The sequence below is a fragment of the Streptomyces sp. MJM8645 genome (assembly GCF_001625365.1).
In the GTDB taxonomy this organism is placed as follows: Bacteria; Actinomycetota; Actinomycetes; order Streptomycetales; family Streptomycetaceae; genus Kitasatospora.
Map to the genome: position 1 here is coordinate 1,001,601 of NZ_LJJF01000001.1, position 20,974 is coordinate 1,022,574.

At 74.7% G+C, this 20,974-nt stretch carries 18 protein-coding genes and 1 riboswitch; of the genes, 11 read left to right on the forward strand and 7 right to left on the reverse strand.

The window, feature by feature from the left end; translation table 11 throughout:
- Nucleotides 1–46: 46 nt before the first annotated feature.
- Nucleotides 47–174, reverse strand: a riboswitch (FMN riboswitch).
- Between the two features lie 197 nt (nt 175–371).
- Nucleotides 372–686: an antibiotic biosynthesis monooxygenase family protein gene (locus A6F73_RS03980; RefSeq protein WP_159398348.1), complete on the reverse strand. Its 315-nt coding sequence runs from the start codon at nt 684–686 to the stop codon at nt 372–374.
- A 189-nt stretch (nt 687–875) separates the two neighbouring features.
- Between A6F73_RS03980 and A6F73_RS03985 the strand changes: the two genes are divergently transcribed.
- Nucleotides 876–1,523: an MSMEG_1061 family FMN-dependent PPOX-type flavoprotein gene (locus A6F73_RS03985; RefSeq protein WP_107452817.1), complete on the forward strand. Its 648-nt coding sequence runs from the start codon at nt 876–878 to the stop codon at nt 1,521–1,523.
- Nucleotides 1,524–1,580: 57 nt separating this feature from the next.
- Here the strand turns inward: A6F73_RS03985 and A6F73_RS03990 are convergent, their stop codons facing one another.
- Nucleotides 1,581–1,769: a DUF1508 domain-containing protein gene (locus tag A6F73_RS03990; protein WP_063346479.1), complete on the reverse strand. Its 189-nt coding sequence runs from the start codon at nt 1,767–1,769 to the stop codon at nt 1,581–1,583.
- A 167-nt stretch (nt 1,770–1,936) separates the two neighbouring features.
- Here A6F73_RS03990 and A6F73_RS03995 point away from each other — a divergent pair, with 167 nt between their 5' ends.
- From A6F73_RS03995 to A6F73_RS04015, 5 genes are all read left to right on the forward strand, one after another.
- Nucleotides 1,937–2,350, forward strand: a complete 414-nt coding sequence (locus A6F73_RS03995) for an HIT family protein (RefSeq protein WP_063346480.1) — start codon at nt 1,937–1,939, stop codon at nt 2,348–2,350.
- A gap of 326 nt (nt 2,351–2,676) precedes the next feature.
- On the forward strand, nt 2,677–3,744 hold the full coding sequence (locus A6F73_RS04000; protein WP_063346481.1) for a glycoside hydrolase family 19 protein: 1,068 nt from the start codon (nt 2,677–2,679) through the stop codon (nt 3,742–3,744).
- 363 nt (nt 3,745–4,107) lie between these two features.
- Entirely contained in the window at nt 4,108–5,184 is a 1,077-nt protein-coding gene (locus tag A6F73_RS04005; protein ID WP_063346482.1) for a serine hydrolase domain-containing protein, read from the forward strand.
- Between the two features lie 157 nt (nt 5,185–5,341).
- On the forward strand, nt 5,342–6,148 hold the full coding sequence (locus A6F73_RS04010) for a hypothetical protein (RefSeq protein WP_159398349.1): 807 nt from the start codon (nt 5,342–5,344) through the stop codon (nt 6,146–6,148).
- A 205-nt stretch (nt 6,149–6,353) separates the two neighbouring features.
- Complete coding sequence (locus A6F73_RS04015) at nt 6,354–7,541, forward strand: acetylhydrolase (protein WP_063346484.1); 1,188 nt, start codon at nt 6,354–6,356, stop codon at nt 7,539–7,541.
- Between the two features lie 98 nt (nt 7,542–7,639).
- Here the strand turns inward: A6F73_RS04015 and A6F73_RS04020 are convergent, their stop codons facing one another.
- A complete protein-coding gene (locus tag A6F73_RS04020; protein WP_063346485.1) occupies nt 7,640–8,182 on the reverse strand; it encodes a helix-turn-helix domain-containing protein in 543 nt (180 codons plus the stop codon).
- 122 nt (nt 8,183–8,304) lie between these two features.
- On the opposite strand from A6F73_RS04020, the gene A6F73_RS04025 reads away from it, so the two are divergent.
- Together A6F73_RS04025 and A6F73_RS04030 are read left to right on the forward strand one after the other, a co-directional pair.
- Complete coding sequence (locus A6F73_RS04025) at nt 8,305–9,765, forward strand: MFS transporter (protein WP_063346486.1); 1,461 nt, start codon at nt 8,305–8,307, stop codon at nt 9,763–9,765.
- A gap of 196 nt (nt 9,766–9,961) precedes the next feature.
- Nucleotides 9,962–13,642 carry a SpoIIE family protein phosphatase gene (locus A6F73_RS04030; RefSeq protein WP_063346487.1) on the forward strand — a complete coding sequence of 1,227 codons (3,681 nt, stop codon included), beginning with the start codon at nt 9,962–9,964 and terminating at the stop codon, nt 13,640–13,642.
- A gap of 95 nt (nt 13,643–13,737) precedes the next feature.
- On the opposite strand, the gene A6F73_RS04035 is transcribed toward A6F73_RS04030, so the two are convergent.
- The 3 genes from A6F73_RS04035 to A6F73_RS04045 all read right to left on the reverse strand — a co-directional run bounded on the left by A6F73_RS04035 (nt 13,738) and on the right by A6F73_RS04045 (nt 16,592).
- Nucleotides 13,738–14,805: an S-adenosylmethionine:tRNA ribosyltransferase-isomerase gene (locus A6F73_RS04035; RefSeq protein ID WP_063346488.1), complete on the reverse strand. Its 1,068-nt coding sequence runs from the start codon at nt 14,803–14,805 to the stop codon at nt 13,738–13,740.
- Nucleotides 14,802–15,551: an SDR family NAD(P)-dependent oxidoreductase gene (locus tag A6F73_RS04040; protein ID WP_063346489.1), complete on the reverse strand. Its 750-nt coding sequence runs from the start codon at nt 15,549–15,551 to the stop codon at nt 14,802–14,804. The genes A6F73_RS04035 and A6F73_RS04040 overlap by 4 nt, the downstream gene beginning before the upstream one ends.
- Before the next feature lie 72 nt (nt 15,552–15,623).
- Nucleotides 15,624–16,592, reverse strand: a complete 969-nt coding sequence (locus A6F73_RS04045; RefSeq protein ID WP_063346490.1) for a pseudouridine synthase — start codon at nt 16,590–16,592, stop codon at nt 15,624–15,626.
- A gap of 126 nt (nt 16,593–16,718) precedes the next feature.
- Here A6F73_RS04045 and A6F73_RS04050 point away from each other — a divergent pair, with 126 nt between their 5' ends.
- The 3 genes from A6F73_RS04050 (at nt 16,719) to A6F73_RS44340 (ending at nt 19,467) form a co-directional block, all read left to right on the forward strand.
- Nucleotides 16,719–17,807: a PP2C family protein-serine/threonine phosphatase gene (locus A6F73_RS04050; RefSeq protein WP_063346491.1), complete on the forward strand. Its 1,089-nt coding sequence runs from the start codon at nt 16,719–16,721 to the stop codon at nt 17,805–17,807.
- Nucleotides 17,808–17,937: 130 nt separating this feature from the next.
- Nucleotides 17,938–18,327 (forward strand): DUF3224 domain-containing protein, encoded by a 390-nt coding sequence (locus A6F73_RS04055; RefSeq protein WP_063346492.1) that lies wholly within the window; start codon nt 17,938–17,940, stop codon nt 18,325–18,327.
- Nucleotides 18,328–18,429: 102 nt separating this feature from the next.
- Nucleotides 18,430–19,467 (forward strand): DUF5995 family protein, encoded by a 1,038-nt coding sequence (locus A6F73_RS44340; RefSeq protein ID WP_063346493.1) that lies wholly within the window; start codon nt 18,430–18,432, stop codon nt 19,465–19,467.
- On the opposite strand, the gene A6F73_RS04065 is transcribed toward A6F73_RS44340, so the two are convergent.
- Nucleotides 19,428–20,867 carry a GuaB1 family IMP dehydrogenase-related protein gene (locus tag A6F73_RS04065; protein ID WP_063346494.1) on the reverse strand — a complete coding sequence of 480 codons (1,440 nt, stop codon included), beginning with the start codon at nt 20,865–20,867 and terminating at the stop codon, nt 19,428–19,430. The two genes, A6F73_RS44340 and A6F73_RS04065, sit on opposite strands and share 40 nt — an antisense overlap.
- Between the last annotated feature and the right edge of the window lie 107 nt (nt 20,868–20,974).

The following is a 20,974-nucleotide window of genomic DNA, read 5'->3' on the forward strand; positions in this document are numbered from 1 at the left end:
TGGCCGTGGTCCACCGGGGGACCACGGATACTGCTCTTCGTCCGCCCGCGCACGCCTCCCATCCGGACTTTAACCGTCGGTCCAGGAATTTCACCTGGTCAACCGGCCGCTGGCTGCGGACGGGTCGCGGACTGTAACCGCCGGTTCGGATTTTCACCGACCCCGGAGTGCGCTGAACGTCACTGCTGTTGGGGTCATTCTGCCACGACGCGCGCAAGGCCAGGGAGAGCCTTCCGCTGTGGCCTGTTTCACGCGGATGCGGGGAATGTGCGGCCGGGTGGTAGGTGACGCCCGCAACGTGGCGGTCGCCTACGGAGGGTGGCAGGCACGTACGGAGGGTAGTGGGTGCGGCCGGAGCGCGGCGGGTGCGGTCAGAGCGTGGCGGGTGCGGCGATCGACGTGAAGTGGGTGACCACCGGCGGGTGCGCGAGGTAGCACAGCTCGCCCTCCGACCAGACCGGCCGGATCCTCCACATCGGCCCCGCGTACCCGCGCAGAGCCGCCTCGTCGCGCCAGCGGCTCACCACGAGCACCCGGTGTCCGTCCTCAGTCACCGAGCGCAGCAGTTCGCCGCCCAGGCAACCGTCGGTCCGCCCGAGCTGCGGGATCACCTGGGTTGTCAGCAGCACACAGAATTCCTCGATGCGACCGGCCAGGACCTGCCCGGCCCAGATCCTCACGATCACGACCACCACCTCCGAGCGGAGCGCCTGGCCCCATTATCAGCGCAAAACCGCTGGTGGGGAGGGGTGGCGGGGAAGCTTTACCGAGCGGTGCACCGCCCGGCGGCCAGGCGCTCCGGGAAGGGGCTCGGCTAGATTTCCGGTATGACCAGCACACCGGAATCTGTCATTGCGTCAACCACCGCTCCGGACATGCCGGGCAGCCTGTTCGCCGCCCTCAGCGCAGGGGCGCTGACCGACCCGGCGCAGCTGCGCGAGATCTACGAGCAGCCCGGCGAGCACGCGCGCCGCAAGCAGGTCGACCACCTGCACGAGGTCGCGCGGCGGCTGATCGCCTGCTCCTCGCTGGTGTTCGTGGCGAGCTCGGACGCCGCCGGGCGCTGCGACGTCTCCCCGCGCGGCGGGCCGGCCGGGGTGGTCTCCGTCCTCGACGAGCACACCCTGGCCATCCCGGACGCCACCGGCAACAAGCGGTTGGACACCCTGCACAACATCCTGGAGAACGGCCGGGTCGGGCTGCTCTTCGTCGTCCCGGGCCGGGACACCACGCTGCGGGTCAACGGGCGGGCCTGCGTCTCCACCGACCCGGAGCTGCTGCGACAGCTGACCGCCGTCGGCAAGCCCCCGCGCAGCGCGATCGTGGTGGCCGTCGAGGAGGTGTACGCGCACTGCCCGAAGGCCTTCCTGCGCGGCTCGGCATGGAAGCCGGAGAACTGGCCGGCCAAGGACGCGCAGCCGACCTCGGCCGAGATCACCCTCTCGCACCTGCGGGACGAGTCGCTGACCGTCGAGATGATCGAGCAGACCGAGCGGGAGGCGCTGCTCTACCGCTACGAGTGACGAACGGTGCAGGCGGGCGCGGCGCGCCCGGTGCTCGGCGCCCGGTGCTCGGCGTGCTCAGGCGGCCTTGGGCACGTCCACCACCGGCGCGTCGCTGGCCGCCCGCTGGACGGCCTCGACGCCCTTGTGGGCGGCCTCCTTGCTGGAGTAGCCCTGGCCGGTGGCGACGATCTCGCCGTTGCCCGCCTTGAGCCGGAACCGGTACTTGCCGCCGGCGTCCTCGTAGACCTCGAACTTGCCCGCCATCGGGCCACCTCCTCGTACGGCGCGCGGCGCGCCTCTGGTCGACCCCCTCCAGCACCGTGCGCCCCCCGACCGGGCGGCCGCACCTGCTCGGCCGCCGGACGGGTGACGCCCCGGAACCGCGCGATCGCGGAGGTGCCGGGGCGGCCGCCGGTGGTTTGAATGGACGGATGGACTGCGTGTTCTGTGCGGTGGTGGCGGGCGAGGAACCCGCGCACCGGGTGCTGGACGACGAGGCGGCGGTGGCCTTCCTGGACCGGCGGCCGCTGTTCCCCGGCCACGTGCTGGTCGTCCCGCGCGCCCACCGCCGCACCCTGGCGGACCTGCCGGCCGCCGAGGTGGGGCCGTTCTTCCTCCAGGTGCAGCGGGTGGCCGCCGCGGTGGAGCGCGGATTGGGCGCGGCGGGCAGCTTCGTGGCGGCGAACAACCGGATCAGCCAGTCGGTGCCGCACCTGCACGTCCACGTGGTGCCGCGCAATCCGAAGGACGGGCTGCGCGGCTTCTTCTGGCCGCGGGGGAAGTACCCGGACGAGGCGGAGGCGGCGGAGGTCGCGGCCCGGCTGCGGGCGGCGCTCGGCGGCTGAAGGGGCGGCTCGGGGACAGAGGGGACAGAGGGGACAGAGGGGACAGAGGGGGCGCTTGGGGGCCGAGGGGGGGCGCTCGGCGGCTGAGGGGGGCTCGCGGGGGCGCCGGGGGGCGTGCGCGCCGCATTTGTGAGCCGGTTTCACCCACTCTCTTGACAGGTATAGAACACTCCGCTTGAGTCGCCTTCACGGCCCCGCACCGGCCCACACCCCGGTCGGCCGCCTCCCCTGGCGCACCCCCGCACGAGGCCCGGCTCCCCTGCCCCGCTCAAGTCCCTGTCACGACGACGTGCGGCCCCCACCGCACAAGGGGTGATGACGTGTCAATGAAACGCCTGCTCGCGCTGCTCTCCGCCGTGGTCACGGCGCTGGCGGTCGCGGTGCTCCTCCCCGCCTCCGCCAGCGCCGCCGCCTGCGGCACACCGTGGAGCGCGGCCACCGCCTACACCGGCGGCGCGGCCGTCTCGTACAACGGGCACAACTGGAACGCCAAGTGGTGGACCCAGAACGAGCCCCCGAGCACCGGCGGCACCGGGGTCTGGGCCGACCAGGGCTCCTGCGGCGGGTCCACCGACCCGACGCCGACCCCGACGTCCGGCACCTGCAACTACCCCGCCTGGGTCGCCGGCCGCGCCTACGTCGCCGGCGACATCGTCCGGTACACCAACGGCGGCTACTACCGCGCCACCCACGACAACCCGGGCTACGACCCGGTCATCAGCACCTGGTACTGGGAGCCGTACGGCTGCGGCTCGACCCAGCCGCCCAACCCGGGCGGATTCCCGGTCAGCCAGGCCCAGTTCGACCAGATGTTCCCGGGCCGGAACTCCTTCTACACCTACCAGGGCCTGCTCGACGCGCTCGGCGCCTACCCCGGCTTCGCGGCCACCGGCAGCGACACCGTGCGCCGGCAGGAGGCCGCCGCGTTCCTCGCCAACGTCAGCCACGAGACCGGCGGACTGGTGTACGTGGTCGAGCAGAACACCGCCAACTACCCGCACTACTGCGACACCTCGCAGCCGTACGGGTGCCCGGCCGGGCAGGCCGCCTACTACGGGCGCGGGCCGATCCAGCTGAGCTGGAACTTCAACTACAAGGCCGCCGGCGACGCGCTCGGCATCGACCTGCTGAACAATCCGAACCTGGTGCAGACCGACCCGGCGGTGGCCTGGAAGACCGGCCTCTGGTACTGGAACACCCAGAACGGGCCGGGCACCATGACCGCGCACAACGCCATGGTCAACGGGTACGGCTTCGGTGAGACGATCCGCAGCATCAACGGCTCACTGGAGTGCAACGGCAACAACACCGCCCAGATGCAGCACCGGATCAGCCTGTACCAGAGCTTCGTCCAGATCCTCGGCACCGTCCCCGGGGGCAACCTGAGCTGCTGACGGCTCGCCCCCGCCCCACCACGCGCCCCGCTACGCCCGGACCGGTCATCACACCGTGGTGCCCGTACGCTGCCGAGCGTAGCGGGGCGTACTCATGTGGGGGCGCACTCCTGCGGGAGCAGCGGAGGCCGGCTGAAATCGTCGTTCCGGCGGACGACTTCGCAGGTCGCGGACCCCCAGGGCGTGTCTTCGAACCCCCGCCTGCGCGCCGACGCCGGAGCACGCACCTCGCCGCGTTGTCGTCAGTCGCCAATGCTCCGCAGTGGCTCCCTCCTCCGCCTTGCGATGCACGCACCCCAACGCCGCCACGCCCGCCCTCCGGGCGGACGACGGGGGTTCGAAGACACGCCCTACGCTCAAGGCATGAACGAACTCGCCAGCCTCGTGCAACAGACCGCCGACCGGCTCGCAGGCCAGCACGTCGGTGCGGTGGTCGCCGGGCTGGCCGGCGGCGCCGTGGAGATCCGCGGCGCCGGGCGGACCGGTCCGGGCGGCGCCGTGCCCGGGCCGCACACCCTGTTCGAAGTCGGTTCCGTCACCAAGGTGTTCACCTCGCTCGTCCTCGCGCGGCTGGTGCTCGCCGAATCCGGCGGGGCCGCCACCGGGCTCGACGAACCGCTCGCCGACGTGCTCGCCGACGTACGGCCCGGCGGTGTCGCCGTCCCGGCCAGGGGCGGGCAGCCGATCACCCTGCGGCACCTCGCCACCCACACCTCCGGGCTTCCCCGGCTGCCCCGGGGCCTGCTGGCGACGGCACTGCTCAATCCCAACAAGCCCGATCCGTACGCCCGTTGCAGCACCGAGTACGTCCTCGCCGGGCTGGCCCGGACGAGACTGCGGGCCAGACCCGGGCGTGGCTTCCGCTACTCCAACCTCGGCGCCGGGCTGCTCGGCCTGGCCCTCGCCCACCGGGCCGGCACCGGCTACGAGGAGCTGGTGGCGCGTGAGATATGCGAGCCGCTGGGACTGGTGGACACCCACGTGCGCTCGGGCCGGGAGCAGTCCGGGCGGCTGGCGCACGGGCACACCTCCGGCGGGCGGCCCGTGCCGTACTGGGACTTCGCGGACGTCCCCGGTATGGGCGGGCTCCGGTCGACCGCCTCCGACCTGGCGATACTCCTGCGGGCCCAGCTGGCCGCCGACCGCGAGCCGGACGCGCCGCTGGCGCCCGCGATCACCCTCACCCGGGCGGCCCGGCACCGGGTCAACCCGTTCGCCTGGATGCACCTGGGGTGGCTCGGCCACCGCCTGCACACCCAGCAGGGCGGCCACCTGCAGATCTGGCACAACGGCGGCACGGGCGGGTTCCGCTCCTTCGTGGCCTTCGATCCGGAGAAGCAGGTGGGGGTGGCGGTGCTGGTCAACACCCGCCGCTCCGCCGATCCGGCCGGGACGGCCCTGCTGCGCACCCTGCAGAACGAGTACGCGACAGCGAGCTGAGGCCGGGGCGAGGCGGTGAGCGGGCCCGGCGGCGGACCGGGTGCGGCCGTCGGCGGAGCGAGGTGGAGGATGGGGTGAGGTCGTTTCAGGGCCAAGAGGTACGAATTGGCCCTGTTCGAGGGCGCGGCGGTCGGTCGATGCTGAGGATCTGACAGTCGTGGTTCCGGTTGTGGTGTTCGCTCAGCGGGAGGTGGCCGAGGTGGCGGTGGTGTGGCCCTTGTCGCGGGCTCGGTCGGTCGCGGGCGGCGACGGGCTGCTCGGCCGGGCAGTGCGGGTGTACCGGCGGTTCCGGCCGCTGCCGTGGCGGACGCGGGCCTGGCTGGACGCGGCGGCGGCCGCCGTCGCCGGGGCGGCCTGGCTGGCGAGCGGGGAGTGGTGGCCCGCGCCCGTGGTGGCCGCGGCGGCGATCACGGCCGCGAGCGGGTACGGGCGGCTGCGGCCGGCGCCGGGCCTGCGGGCCGTCCGGGTGCACGAGCGCGGGCTGGTGCTGGTCGGGGCGGACGGCGCGGAGCGGCCCCTGCCGTGGAGTGCGGTGGAGGCCACCGAGTACTCCCCCGGCGGGCGGCACGGGGTGGGCGAGCAGGGCCGGATCTGGCTGGTCGGCGCGGACGAACCGCTGGCACTGGCGCAGCTGCGGCGGCTGGACGAGCTGTTCCGGGAGCTCGACGAGCGGCTCCGCCCGACCCTCCGGGCCGCGCTGCACGAGGCGTTGCGCACGGAGGGCGGCGTCCGGTTCGCCCGGGGGCGGCTGACGCTGACGGCCGGCGGGCTGGTGCACCGGCCGCCGCACCCGCTCGCCGCGACGGAGGCGTTCCGGTGGGCGGAGGTGCAGTCCGCGCGGGCCTCGGATCTCGGGGAGCTGGAGATCCGGACGCACTCGGCCGGCCTGCCACTCACCCTCCCGGTGCCGAACGCCGGTGCGGCGGCGGCCTTCGTCGAGGAGGTCCGGGCCCGGAGCCTCTGACCGGCGGACGATTGAAGGGGTGGATTCCCGAACCCACTGCTCTGCAGTGAGCTCGGCTCCTCAACCGACCCCGGCCTGGTCCGACCTGGTCCGACCGGCGTCCATTCGGCCGACCCCTAAGGGTCCCTGCCTGCACATCCCGGAAGGGATCTCTACGCCGCTGAGGGGACGTCAACTTCCGCTCCCCCGGCCTACCGTCCCTCACATGGACCGACTTCGCACCACCGCCGCCGCGGCAGCCCTGCTGCTCGCCCTGCCGCTGTCCGTCGCCGCCGCCGCTCCGGCCCTGGCCGCGCCCGCCGCCCCGGCGAACGCCTCCGCCTCCGCTCCCGCCCCGACCGCCGTCCACGTCGACCTGCCGCGCCCGACCGGCCCGTACGCGGTCGGGCAGGAGATCCTGCACCTGGTGGACCAGGACCGCCCGGATCCGTGGGTCCCCTCCGCCGGTCCGCGCCAGCTGATGGTGTCGATGTACTACCCCGCGAAGGCCGGGACGGGCAGCGCGGCCCCGTACATGACCCCTGCGGCCGCCCGGATGCTGCTGGACGGGAAGCTCCCGGGCAACACCATCCCGACCGAGACGGTCACCGGCACCCGGACCTGGGCGAAGTCCGACGCGCGCCCGCAGGGCGGCCACTTCCCGATGGTGGTGCTGTCGCCGGGCTTCACCATGCCGCGGGCCTCGCTGAGCAGCCTCGCCGAGGACCTGACCAGCCGCGGGTACGTCGTCGCGCTGATCGACCACACCTACGAGAACACCGGGACGACGTTCCCCGACGGGCAGACCCTCCCGTGCCTGCTGTGCAACAAGCTGACGACCCCGGAGTCCTGGGCGGCCGTGGACAACAGCCGGGCGAAGGACGTCTCCTTCGTCATCGACCAGCTGACCGCCCGCCCCCACCCGGCCTGGCGCTACGCCCGCATGATCGACCGCGACCGGATCGGGATGGCCGGGCACTCGGCCGGCGGCGCCTCGACCGTCCCGTCCCTGCTCACCGACGACCGGATCCGGGCCGGGGTGGACCTGGACGGCACCATGGACGTCACCGTCCCCGCCTCCGGGATCGGCGGCAAGCCCTTCCTGATGATCGGCCACCCGCTGCCCGACGGCGCCGAGGACAGCAGTTGGACGGAGAGCTGGCCGCACCTGGACGGCTGGAAGCGCTGGTTGACCTTCGCCGGCTCCAACCACGGCACCTTCACCGACTTCCCGCTGTTCTTCGAGAAGCTCAACCTGCCCCAGCCTCCCGGCACCACGATGTCGGGCGAGCGGGGCGTGGAGCTCACCCGCTCGTACGTGGCGGCCTTCTTCGACCTCCAGCTGAAGGGCGTGCAGCAGCCGCTCCTCGACGGGCCGACCGCCGCCAATCCGGAGGTGACGTTCCAGCCGTAACCGGGACGTGGTGGGCGCGGCCGTCGGCAGCCCGCCGGCGGCCGCGCCGCCGTCTGTCGCCAGCCGTTCGCCTTTTGCCTTTTGCCGACCGCCGACCGCTAGGCGGCCGGCGCCGCCGAGGCGATCGGTTCGAGCAGCCGGTGCGGGCGGACCAGGGAGCGGGAGACCGGGTCGTCCCGGTGCGTGCCGCCGCGGGCGGGGTTGGGGCGCATCGCGATCTCGGCCGGCGGGACGGGTGCGCCGCCGCACCGCGGGCAGACGCCGACGACGTCCAGGTCGGTGCCGCAGACGGCGTGCGCGAACAGGTGGTGCGGGCCGCCCGCGGTCGCATGTCGGCCGCCCCAGCGACTCAACTGGTAGAGCGGACCCCACAGTTCGAGGCCGGTCCCGGTGAGCAGGTAGCCGTGGCGCAGCGGCGCCTGCTGGTACGGCTCCTTGCGCAGCACCCCGGCCGCGACCAGGGCGTTGAGGCGGGCGGTGAGGACGGCGCGGGGGATGCCGAGGTGGGCGAGGAAGTCGTTGAAGCGCTGCACTCCGTAGAAGGCGTCGCGGAGGATCAGCAGGCTCCAGCGTTCGCCGACCACCTCCAGGGCGCGGGCCAGTGCGCAGTCCTGCTGTTCGTAGTCGGTTCCCAGCGCCATGCGGGTCAGCCTAGTCCACCCGGGCAGCGGGTTCAATGAACAGACCAATGGTGGTAGCGTGCCGACCGAGACGAAGGTTCATTCACCAGACCTAAGGGTCCGCGCTCCGGAGGGAACACCCCATGTCCCCCGCACCACCCGGCTCCTCCCCCGTCACCGCGCCCGTCACCACGCCCGCCCGGCCCCGCGCCACCCTGGCCGCGCACCTCGGGGCCACCGGCCGGACCTGGATCCTCACCGGCACCCTGGTCGGCATCTCCGCCCTGCTGCTCACCGCCGGAAGCGCCGCCGACGACCACGGCCGCAAGCGGGTCTTCACCTTCGGCGTGCTGCTGTTCGCGGCCGCCGAGGCGCTGGCCGCACTGGCCCCCGGCGGCGCCGTCTACCTGGCCGCCCGGGTGCTGCTCGGCGTCGCCTCGGCCGCCGTCCTGGCACCCGCGCTCGGCCTGATCAGCCACGCCCACCCGCCCGGACCGGGCCGGATCCGGGCCCTCGGGGTCTGGGGCGCCGCCGTCGGCCTCGGCATCGCCGTCGGCCCGGTGTACGGCGCGCTGGTCGGGCAGTGGGCCGGCTGGCGCGCGGTCAGCGGCGGGATCGCGATCGTCTCGGCCGCCGTGGCGGCGTACGCGGCCACCGTCCTCACCGAGTCCCGGGCCGAACGGCCACGCGCCCTCGATCCGTACGGGGTGCTCACGCTGGCCGCCGGGACGTCCTGCCTGATCGCCGGGCTGGCCGAGGGGCGCGGCGGCTGGGGGCGGCCGGTGGTCGTCGCGCTGCTGGCCCTCGGCGTGCTGCTGCTGGCGCTGTTCGGGCTGGTCGAGGCGAAGACCCGGGAGCCGATGCTGGACCTCGCGCTGTTCCGCAGCCCCGGCTTCGTCGCCGCCACCGTCGGGGCGCTGTTCACCGGGCTCTCGCTGGTCGGCTTCATGAGCTACCTGCCGACCCTGCTCCAGGGCGTCCTGGGCCTGTCCGGCCTGGCCGCGGGCGGGGTGCTGGCGCTCTGGTCGGGCCTGTCGGTGCTGTCCGCGCTCCAGGCGCGGCGGCTGGCGGCGCACCTGTCGGCCACCGCGCAGGTCGCCGTCGGACTCGCGGTCTGCGGCCTCGGCGAGGCGGGCCTGTACGGGCTGGCGCCCGGCTCCGGCTGGCTGCGGCTGGCGCCGGGTCTGGCGGTGGCGGGCGTCGGCAGCGGGGTGCTCAACGCGGCGCTGGCCCGGCTGGCCGTCAGCAGCGTCCCGGCGCACCGGGCGGCCATGGGCTCGGGTGCCAACAACACCTCCCGGTACCTGGGCTCGGCGCTCGGCGTCGCGGTCACCGTGGCCGTCGCGGGCTCGGCCCGACCGGGCGGCCCCGGCCGGGAGGCCGCCGCCCGCGCCCTGGCGGCGGGCACCGACCGGGCCGTCCTGGTCGCCGCCGCCCTGTGCCTCGTCGGCGCGCTGCTCGCCCTGGCCGCCCGCACCGCCGAAGCCCAGGGCGCCGAAGCCCGGGGCGCCGAAGCCCGGGGCGCCGAAGCCCGGGGCGCCGAAGCCCGGGGCGGCTGCGCCCCGGAGGCCGCCCCGGCCGGCGAGCGGGTCGCGACCCGGTGAGGAGCGCGGGAAGTCGGCCCGGCCGACTTCGCGCGCTCGACCGCCGCCGGCGCAGCCGGTGCCGCCGGGAGCTCGGCGAGTCCTTCCCGGAGCGCCCGCTGCCGCACCGGTGAGCCCGCTACGGTGAGCGGCCCGCCGGGGCCGCGTGCGAAGATGGCAGGGCTGGTGGGGACGATCTCCGGACGGTTCTCTGGCCATGGTGAACGACAACGAACACCACCAGGGCGAGCCGCAACAGGACGCCCTGCTGATGGTGCCGATCGCGACGGCGCTGATCGAGGCCGACGGCCGGATCCTGCACTGGAGCGGCGACGCGGAGGCACTGCTCGGCTACTCCCCGGGGCAGGCGGTCGGGGCCAGGGCCGCCAAGTTGCTGACCTCCGAGGAGCAGCGGCCCGAGGTGCTGGAGCTGTTCCAGCAGATCCTGAACGGCCGGCCCTGGTCCGGCGTGTTCCCGGTCCGGCACCGGGACGGGCACCTGGTGAACCTGGAGTTCCGCACCCATCCGATCACCGGGCCGGACGGCCGCACGCTGGTGCTGGCCGTCGCCTCCGACGTGACCACGCTGCGCCGGATCCAGGCGGACCTGGCGGTGCTCGACGGCTTCTTCACCCAGTCCCCCGTGGGCATGGGCGTCTTCGACCCCGAGCTGCGGTTCGTCCGGCTGAACGAGGCGCTGGCCCGGGCCAACGGCCTGCCCGTCGAGGAGCAGCTCGGCCACCGGCTCACCGAGGTGCTGCCCGGGATCAACGGCGCCGAGGCCGAGGCGGTGATGCGGCGGGTGCTGGAGAGCGGCGAACCGGTGGTGGACACCCGCTCGCACGGCCGCACCCCGGGCGACCCGCAGCGCGACCACGCGTGGTCCGCCTCGTACTTCCGGTTGGAGGAACCCGGCGGCCGGGTGCTCGGCGTGAGTTCCACCGTCATCGACGTCACCGAGCGGTTCCGCGCCGAGGCCCGGGCGGCGCGCGCCCAGGAGCGGCTGGCCCTGCTGGTCGACGCGACCGCCTCCATCGGCACCACGCTCGACCTGCGGCAGACCGCCCGGGAGCTGGCCGACACGATGGTGCCCAGGGTCGCCGACATCAGCGGGGTGTTCGCGCTGGAGGTGCTGGTGGCCGGGCGGAACGTCGAACCGCCCGACCCGGACGCGCCGCAGCTGGTCCGCCGGCTGGCCCTGGCCACCACCGACCCGCTGTACCCGGCCGAGTCACTGCCGGTGGAATCGCTGTACGAGCTGACCCCGGACTCGCCGTACGCCCGGGCGCTGGCCACCGGGCGGACGGTGGTGGTGCCGTCCTGGGAGCTGCCGCTGCTGAGCGAGGCCATCACCGAGAGCCACCGCCGGGCCTACCTCGGCGACCGGCCGCGCTCGGTGCGGATCACCCCGCTGGTGGCGCGCGGCACCACGCTCGGCATGGTGGTGTACTCGCGGCGCGGCGACCGGGAGTCGTTCGCCGAGGCCGACATCACCCTCGGCGACGAGCTGGCCTCGCGGGCCGCCGTCGCGATCGACAACGCCCGGCTGTACCTGCGCCAGCACCAGACCGTCCTGGCCCGGCAGCAGGCGCTGCGCGAGGCGAAGGCCGCCCAGGAGCGGCTGGCGCTGGTCAACGTGGCCTCCGCCCGGATCGGCACCACCCTCGATCTCGCCCAGACCGCGCAGGAGTTGGCCGAGGTGGCGACGCCCAGGCTGGCCGACTCCGTGGTGGTGGAGGTGCTGGAGGACCTGGTCCGCGGCGAGCGCGAGGCCCGCGCCCCGGAGGACGGTTCGGCGCTGCTGCGGCGGATGGCCTTCCACTCGGTGCCCGGCTCGACGTTGCGGCCGGTCGCCCGGCTCGGCGGGGTGCACCGCTTCGCACCCGGCACGCCGTACGCGTGGAGCCTGGCACACCGCAAGCCGGTCCTGGTGCCGCGGATGGACGCGGAGGGGCTGGCCTGGTTCGCCGACGACCCGGTGCGCGCCGCGGCGGTGCGGGAGCAGAACGTCCACTCCTTCATGGTCGTCCCGCTGATCGCGCGCGGCACCGCGGTCGGCGTCGCGGGCTTCTACCGCACCCTGGTGGAGCGCCCGTACGAGGAGGACGACATGGCGCTGGCCGGCGAGTTGGCGGTGCGGGCCGCCGTGTCGATCGACAACGCGCTGCTGTTCACCCGCGAGCGCGACGCGGCCGCCGCCCGGCAGCGGGCGCTGGACGCGGCCCGGGCCGCGCAGCAGCGGCTGTCACTGCTCAACGAGGCCAGCACCCGGATCGGCACCACCCTCGATCTGCACCGCACCGCCCAGGAGTTGGTGGAGGTGGTGATCCCGCGCTTCGCCGACTTCGTCACCGTGGACCTGCGCGACGCGGTGCTCGGCGGCGAGGAGCCCGGCCCCGTCCCGGAGAACGAGTCGATACTGATGCGGGCGGTGGCGGTCGGCGAAACGGCTCAGGACGGCACCATGACGGCGGCCTCCGACCAGGTCGGCGAGACCTCGCAGTCCGCCCAGCTGTACGCGCAGAGCCTGCGCACCCGGCGCTCGATCCTGGTCTCCGAGGTGACCGAGGAGGAGATGCGCCGGATCGCCGCCTCGCCCGACCGGGTCCAGCCGGGGCTGGCCGCCGGGGTGCACTCGTACCTGATGGTGCCGCTGGTGGCGCGCGGACTCGTACTGGGCGGCGCGGAGTTCGTCCGCACCCGCAACCCGGAGCCGTTCGGCCCGGAGGACCGCTCACTGGCCGAGGAGCTCGCCGCGCGCACCGCCCTCGCGATCGACAACGGCCGGCTCTACCGGCGCGAACGGGACACCGCGCTCACCCTCCAGCGCAGCCTGCTGCCGCAGGAGATCCACCGCACGCTCGGCCTGGACCTCGCCTACCGCTACCTGCCCAGCAGCGTGGTCAGCGAGGTCGGCGGCGACTGGTTCGACGTCGTGCCGCTCTCCTCGGGGCGGGTCGCGCTGATCGTCGGCGACGTGATGGGCCACGGCATCCGGGCAGCCGCCACCATGGGCCAACTGCGCACCGTAGCCCGGACGTTGATCACCCTGGACCTGAGTCCGGAGCGCGTCCTGCACCGGCTGGACGAGGCCTCCAGCGCCCTCGGCGAGGGCCAGTTCGCCACCTGCGTCTGCGTGGTGTACGACCCGGTGGACCGCCACTGCACCGCCGCCTGCGCCGGCCACCTGCCGCCCGTCGTCGCCGATCCGCAGGGGCGGGCGCACCTCGTCGAACTGCCGCCCGGCGCACCGCTCGGCGTCGGCGGAGTCCCGTTCGAGAGCGTGGAGTTCACCCTCCCCGAGGAGGCCATCCTGGTGCTCTACACCGACGGGCTGGTCGAGCGCCGGGGCCACGACATCGACGAGGGACTGCAGCTGCTCTGCCGGACGGTCGCCGACCGGCGCCGCTCGCTGGAGCAGACCTGCGACGCCGTCCTGGCCGAACTCACCGGCCCCACCAGCGAGGACGACATCGCCGTCATCATGGCGCAGGTCCGGCCGGTCGGCGCGGACCGGATCGCCAGCCTGCCGCTCACCGGCGACCGCGCGATGGTCGCCCACTCGCGCCGCTTCACCCGCGAGACGCTGGCCACCTGGGGCCTCGAAGCGCTCGCCGACTGGGCCGAACTGCTCACCAGCGAGCTGATCACCAACGCCCTGGTGCACGCCGGATCCCCCACCCAGCTGCGGCTGTTCTGCAACCGGGCGCTCACCGTCGAGGTCGCCGACCAGGAGAGCGAGACGCCCCGGATCCGGCGCGCCCGCGCCGAGGACGAGGGCGGGCGCGGCATCCACCTGGTCAACGAGCTCGCGCACCGCTGGGGCAGCCGCCGCACCGGGGACGGCAAGGTGGTCTGGTTCGAGCTGGAACTGCCCCCGGGCAGCCCGTCCGAGTGATCCGGCCCGCGACCGGGCGATCCGGGCCCGCGACCGGGTGGCGCGGCCTGCGACCGGGCGGTTCGGCCCGCGACCGGGAGGCTCGGCCCGCGGGCTCAGTCCGGCAGGAGCAGGTTCACGTCGCCGAACTCGTGCCAGAGGTAACGATGCTGGACGGCAGCCCGGTAGCACTCGGCGAGCAGGGGCCGCCCGGCGACGGCGGCCAGCATCAGCAGGTGCGAGGCGCGGGGCTCGTGCCAGCCGGTGAGCAGGCCGTCGACCGCGCACACCCCGCGCTCCGGTGTGATCACCAACTCCGTCCAGCCGTCCGCCTCCTGGACGGTGCCGTCCGGCGCAGCGGCCGACTCCAGGGCGCGCACCACCGTGGTGCCGACGGCGATCACCCGCCCGCCGCCGGCCCGCACATGGCCGACCAGGCGAGCGGTGGCCGCCGGGACGTGGAACCGCTCGGCGTACGACGCCTCGTGCGCCTCCGGCGAGGCCACCCCGGTGTGCAGCGTGACCGGCGCGACCAGCACCCCGCGACCCGCCAGCCGGGCCACCACCTCCGCGCTGAACGGCCTTGCGGCGCTGGGCATCTCGCTGCTTCCGGGGACGGTCGCGAAGACCGTCTGGTAGGCCTCGATCGGCCAGTCGCGGTCCACGTAGCCGTACCGGATCGCCTTGCCGTACGCCTCCAGGTACGGCAACAGCCCTGCTGGCAAAGCGAGTTGGGCGTACCAGAGCCGGGCGGTGAACGGTGCGACCAGCTCGGCCGCGCCGCCGGCGGGCAGCGCCACCCGCAGACCGGGCCGGGCCGGGGAGTCGGCCGGCGGGTAGTAGGCGGCCGCCGCACCCGACACCACCCGCCGCAACTCCACCAGGTAGGAGCCACGTTGGTCGGGCTGGACGGAGGACAGGTGCAGCGCGACCGCCGTACCGTCGGGCAGCCGGCCGGGCAGCGCGGCCGGCAGGGTGGCCGAGTTGTTGACCACCAGCAGGTCACCCGCGCGCAGCACCCCGGGCAGCCCGGTGAAGCGGTGGTGCTCGACGCTCCCCCGGTCGCGCCGGCCGACCAGCATCCGCACGCCGTCCCGCGCCCCGCCGCGCGCCTCCGCCGGCGCCCGGGCGGAGAGTTCGGGCGGCACGGCGACGTCGAGGCCGAGGTCCGCCAGTCCGGTCATCGCCCACCCCGGGCCGCGGCCCTCAGGTCCTCGACGCGGTAGCGGCCGGAGGGGGCGCGGTCGTGCAGCAGTCCGAGCAGGACCGGCACCACCTCCTCGGGCAGCGGCTCGCCGGAGATGTCCTCACCGAGGCTGGCCTCCTGCAACATCCCGGTGCGCATGCTTCCCGGGTCCACCGCCCACACCCGCAACTCCGGCTCCTCGCGGGCGAGTACGGCGGTGGCGAGGTCGAGCGCCGCCTTGCTGGCGCCGTAGCCGCCCCAGCCGAGATAGGGCACGACGGCGGCGTCCGAACTGATGTTGAGCACGGCCCCGGCGTGGGCGCGCAGCTGCGGCAGGACGAGCTGGGTGAGGGCGATCGGGGCGAGCGCGTTGACCTCGAAGGTCTCCAGCAGGTCCGGCAGCGGGAAGTCGGCCAGCCGGGGCAGCGGTTCGGCGCCGGGCGCGGTGGCGCCGTTGAGCGTACCGGCGTTGTTGACCAGCAGGCTCGCGCCGCCGAGCCCGTCGGCGGCCGCGGTCAGGTGGGCGCGGTGGTCGTCGTCGACGATGGAACCGGGGAGGGCGACGACCTTGGTGACGGCGGCCAGGGCCGCCTCGGCGGCGGCGAGTCCGGCCGCGCCGCGGGCGCTGATCACCAGCTGCCAGCCGTCGGCGGCGAGGGCCCGGGCGAGCGCCAGGCCGAGCCCCCGGGAGGCACCGGTGACCACGGCGACGGGGGCGGGGGCGGTGTGCTGTGCTGCGTTCATGCCCCCACCCTCGCCCCGCAGGAGGCGGCGGCGGATCGGCCACCGGAACCGGGACCCGGTCGTCCGTTGGGCCTACGGCCTCTGGGTCGCCGGACCCGGGCCGGCGGCCCAGGCTTGCGGGTCCGTCCAGGCGGCGAGGGTGCGGCGGGTGTCGAAGCGGCGCTCCCGGCCGGTCAGCGGGTCGGTGAACTCGACCACCGAGGCGAGGAGTTGGAGCGGGCGGCGGAAGTCGTCCGGGGCCGGTTCGGGCAGCACCACCGGATACACCGGGTCACCGAGGATCGGCACGCCGAGGCCGCACATGTGCAGCCGCAGCTGGTGGGTGCGCCCGCTCAGCGGCCGCAGCCGGTAGCGGGCCAGGCCGTCGCGGCGTTCCAGCAGGTCGATCCGGCTCTCGCTGTTCGGCGGCGCGTCGAGCTCCCGGGCCGCGATCACCCCGCGCTCCTTGAGGATGTGGCTGCGCACGGTGCGCGGCAGGTCCAGCGCCGGGTCGTACGGGGCGATCGCCTGGTACTCCTTGCGCACCAGCCGGTCGCTGAACAGCGTCTGATAGGCGCCGCGCTCCTCGGGCCGCACCACGAACATGGCCAGGCCCGCGGTGAGCCGGTCGAGCCGGTGCGCGGGGCTCAGGGCGGGCAGGTCGAGACTGTGCCGCAGCCGGGACAGCGCCGTCTCGACGACGTGCCGGCCGCGCGGCGTGGTGGCCAGGAAGTGCGGCTTGTCGACGACGACCAGGTGTTCGTCGCGGTGCAGCACCTCCAGTCCGAACGGGACGTGGACCTCCTCGGGGAGGTCCCGGTAGAACCACAGGTGCGCGCCGGGCCCGAACGGCTCGTCCGGGGCGACCGGGCCGTGCTCGCCGACGATCTCGCGGCCGCTCAACGCCGCGTCGATCCGCGCGGCGCCCACGGTCGGCAGCCGCTCGACCAGGTAGGCGCGGACGGTCGGCCAGGGGCCCTCGGGCGGCAGCCGCAGGTGCACCGGGTCCACACCGTGGCGCTGCGGGAGGGGGGAGGCCGGGCGGCGGCTCTTGCGTCTCATCTCCCGGCCAGCGTAGTCCGCCCGCTGGGGCGGCCTCGGCCGAGGCCCCCGAGGTGCCGCTCACGGGGAGTGCGGAGCACAGTGGACGGTAGGTCGCCAATCCGCCGGGAGCAGCCGGGAGGACGTGTGAGCGCAGACGGCCCGGGCGGTGTGCCGCCGCTGCACCTGCCGCGGCGCACCCGGATGCTGCTGGTCGGCGCCTTCGGGCTGCTGGTCGCCGCCGTGGTGGCCGACCTGGTGACCGGGCCGGGGACGACCCTCTCCCCCGTACTGGCCGTCGCGCCGGTCCTGGCCGGGGCGACCACCCGCAGCGCCCGGGTGCCGCTGGCCGCCGGGGGCATCGCCGTCGTGGCGGTCGGGCTGCTGGAGACCACCAACACCGAACTGCCGGCCGAGGTGCACATCACCGCGCTGATCACGGTGCTCGCGGCGACCCTGGCCAGCGCCGCCAACGTCGTCCTGGTCTCGGCCCGGGAGCGGGAGCTGTTCCACGTCCGGACGGTCGCCGAGGCGGCGCAGCGGGCCCTGCTGCGCCCGCCGCCGGAGCGGATCGGGCGGCTGCGCACCGCGGTGCGCTACGTCGCGGCGGCGGCCGAGGCACGCATCGGCGGGGACCTGTACGCGGTGGTCGACACCCGTTACGGCACCCGGATCCTGCTCGGGGACGTGCAGGGGCACGGGCTTCCGGCGGTGGAGACGGCGGCGGACGTGCTGGGGGTGTTCCGCGAGGCGGCCCGGACGGAGCCCGATCTCGGGCGGCTGGCCGAGCGGCTGGACGCGGCGCTCGCCGCCCGACCGGGCGAGGGGCGCTTCGCCACCGCGCTGCTGCTGACCGTGCCCGCGGAGCGGGGGCCGGTCGGCGTGGTCAACTGCGGGCACCCGCCCCCGCTGCTGCGCCGCGCGGGCCGGGTGCACGCGCTGACGCCGCCGTACGCCGCGCCGCCGCTCGGGCTGCGGGGGCTGACCGGTGACGGGTATCCGACGGGCCGCTTCGAGCCGCTGCCGGGGGACCTGCTGCTCCTGTACACCGACGGCATCACCGAGGCCCGCAACGCCGAGGGGCGGTTCTACCCGCTGGAGGAGCGGCTGCCGGGGCTGCCCACGGGGAGCCCGGCGGACCTGCTGGAGGACCTGCTCGCGGACGTCGACGGCTGGGTCGGCGACGCCGGGCTGACGGACGACGCGGCGCTGCTGGCGCTCCGCTGGGAGCACTGACGGGCGGACGAGCAGGCCGGCGGGTCGGCGGGAGCGGTGACGGCCCGGCCGATTGTCAGAGCCGTGTGCAAGGCTTCGCACACGGTCGGTGAGGGGCCGGCCGGGTGACGATCGTCGGGAGGAGAGCACCATGGGGTCCAAGGCCAGCGGGTCGTTCGAGCTGACCAGCTTCGAACCGGTGGAGACGGAGGAGCGCGAGGGTGCGGCCTTCGGGCGGGTCCGGATCTCCAAGAACTTCACGGGCGGGCTGAGCGGCACCAGCGAGGTGCGGATGCTCTCCGTCGCGGGCCCCTCGGGCGGCCCGGCGTCGTACGTCGCGGTGGAGCACGTGACGGGCGAACTGGACGGGCGGAAGGGTTCGTTCGTGCTCCAGCACGCGGCATGGGACACCGGCGGGACGACCATACGCGTGGTGCCGGGCACCGGGTCGGGCGAGCTGGCCGGGCTCACCGGCGAGTTCCTCCTGACCGTCGACGAGGCCGGCACCCACACCTACGTCCTGGAGTACGACCTGGGCTGATCACCTGGTCTCCCCCGCGCGCCGCGTGCCGCACGCACCGGGCTGCCGTCCGCGCTGCCACGATGATGCGATCAGTGCACGATCGACATCGGAGGGTGGCGCATGCCCGGTACGACGATGGCGGCGGACGGCACGCCGGTCGCGGTGCTGGCCGCGAATACGGTCGCGGTGCCTGTCGCGACTCCTGTCACGGCGCCAGTCACGGCGCCGGTCACGGTCGAGGAGGTGGTCGGTCGGCTGCGGGAGATCGGGGCGGGTCTGCCCCCGGCGGACGGGGTGGCGGTCTTCAACCGGCTCTACCTCACCGTCACGGAGGCCGTCCGCGACCGGCTCGGCGGCTCGTACTTCGCCGATCCGGCGGCGATGGCCGAACTGGACACGGTGTTCGCCGGGCGCTACCTGCTGGCCGTGGCCGCCGACACGGCCGGGCAGGAGCCGCCCGCCTGCTGGCGGCCGCTGTTCGCGCTGCGCGCCCACCCGGGGGTGCACCCGCTGCAGTTCGCGCTGGCCGGGATGAACGCCCACATCCAGCACGACCTGCCGCTCGCCGTCGTGGACACCTGCCTGCGGCGGGGCTGCGAGCCGGCCGGGCTCGCGGCGGACTACCACCGGATCAACGGCCTGCTGGCGGAGGTGGAGACGGCCGTCCGGGAGGAGCTGATGCCCGGCCCGGACGTGCTGGAGCGCGCCGAGCCGCTCACCCACCTGCTCGGCGTCTGGTCGGTGGAGGCCGCCCGCGAGGGGGCGTGGTCCGCTGTCCAGGCACTCTGGGAGCTGCGCGCGGTGCCGACCGCCGCGCGGGCCTTCGCCGCCGCCCTGGACTGCTCGGCCGGCCTGCTCGGCCACGCCCTGCTGCTCCCGCTCGGCCCGCACCCCGCACGGGACGCAGCCTGCGGCGCACCACGCACGGCGGACGCACCGGCCGCACCGGCCGTACCAGGCAAGGCACTGCACGCACCGGGCACGGCGCCCGACGCACCAGGCAAGGCGCCGGACGTACCCCGCAAGGCACCGGACGCGCCCCGCACGGCGGCCGGCCGGCTCCCCGAGGCGAGGAACCGGCCGGCCGGTGAAGGAGAGGGCGCTCGGGCCCGGCCCGATCAGGCCCAGCTGGAGTGCAGCGGCTTGCCCTCGGCGTAGCCGGCCGCGCTCTGGATGCCGACGATCGCCTTCTCCTGGAACTCCTCCAGGGTGTTGGCGCCCGCGTAGGTGCAGGAGCTGCGCACACCGGCCACGATCGAGTCGATCAGGTCCTCGACGCCCGGGCGGGCCGGGTCGACGAACATCCGGGAGTGCGAGATGCCCTCCTCGAACAGCGCCTTGCGGGCCCGGTCGTACGAGGAGTCCTGGGAGGTGCGGTTGCTGACCGCACGGGCCGAGGCCATGCCGAAGCTCTCCTTGTACTGGCGGCCGTCGGCGGCGGTCTGCAGGTCGCCCGGGGACTCGTAGGTGCCGGCGAACCAGGAGCCGATCATCACGTTGGAGGCGCCGGCGGCCAGTGCCATCGCGACGTCGCGCGGGTGGCGGACGCCGCCGTCGGCCCACACGTGCTTGCCGAGCCGGCGCGCCTCGGCGGCGCACTCCAGCACGGCGGAGAACTGCGGGCGGCCGACGCCGGTCATCATCCGGGTGGTGCACATGGCGCCGGGGCCGACGCCGACCTTGAGGATGTCGGCGCCCGCCTCGACCAGGTCGCGGACACCGGCGGCGGAGACCACGTTGCCGGCCACGATCGGGATCCGCGGGTCGAGGCCGCGCACCGCGCGCAGCGCGCTGATCATCGATTCCTGGTGGCCGTGCGCGGTGTCCACGACCAGCACGTCGGCGCCGGCGTCGATCAGGGCCTTGGCCTTGCCGGCCACGTCGCCGTTGATGCCGACGGTGGCGGCGATCCGCAGCTTGCCGGCGGCGTCCACGGCCGGGGTGTACAGGGTGGCGCGCAGCGCGCCCTTGCGGGTGAGGATGCCGACGAGCCGGCCCTCGGCGTCGACGACCGGGGCGAGCTTGCGGTGCGCCTCGGTGAGCTTGTCGAAGGCGGTGCGCGGGTCGATGTCCTCGTCCAGGAGCAGCAGGTCGCGGGACATCACGTCGGCGAGGCTGGTGAAGCGGTCCACGCCCTGGCAGTCGGAGTCGGTGACGACGCCGACCGGCTTGCCGTCCTCGACGACCACGAGGGCGCCGTGCGCGCGCTTGGGCAGCAGCGACAGCGCCTCGGCGACGGTGGCGCCCGGGGCGAGGGTGATCGGGGTGTCGTGCACCAGGTGGCGCTGCTTGACCCAGGAGACGACCTCGGCGATGACCTCGGTGGGGATGTCCTGCGGGATGGCGACCAGGCCGCCGCGGCGGGCGACGGTCTCGGCCATCCGGCGGCCCGCGATGGCGGTCATGTTGGCGACGACCAGCGGGATGGTGGTGCCGGTGCCGTCGTTCGAGGAGAGGTCGACCGCCTGCCGGGAGCCCACGGCGGAACGGCTGGGGACCATGAAGACGTCGTCGTACGTGAGGTCGTACGAGGGCTTGAGGTCGTTCAGGAAGCGCATGAAGGGGGCTCTCTGGCTGGGAGAAATTACACCTCGGGTGCGGTTGCGGCACTGCCGCCGGGCGCACTCGGGCGCCCGGCACCCAGCATTCGATTCTCCGGGACGGT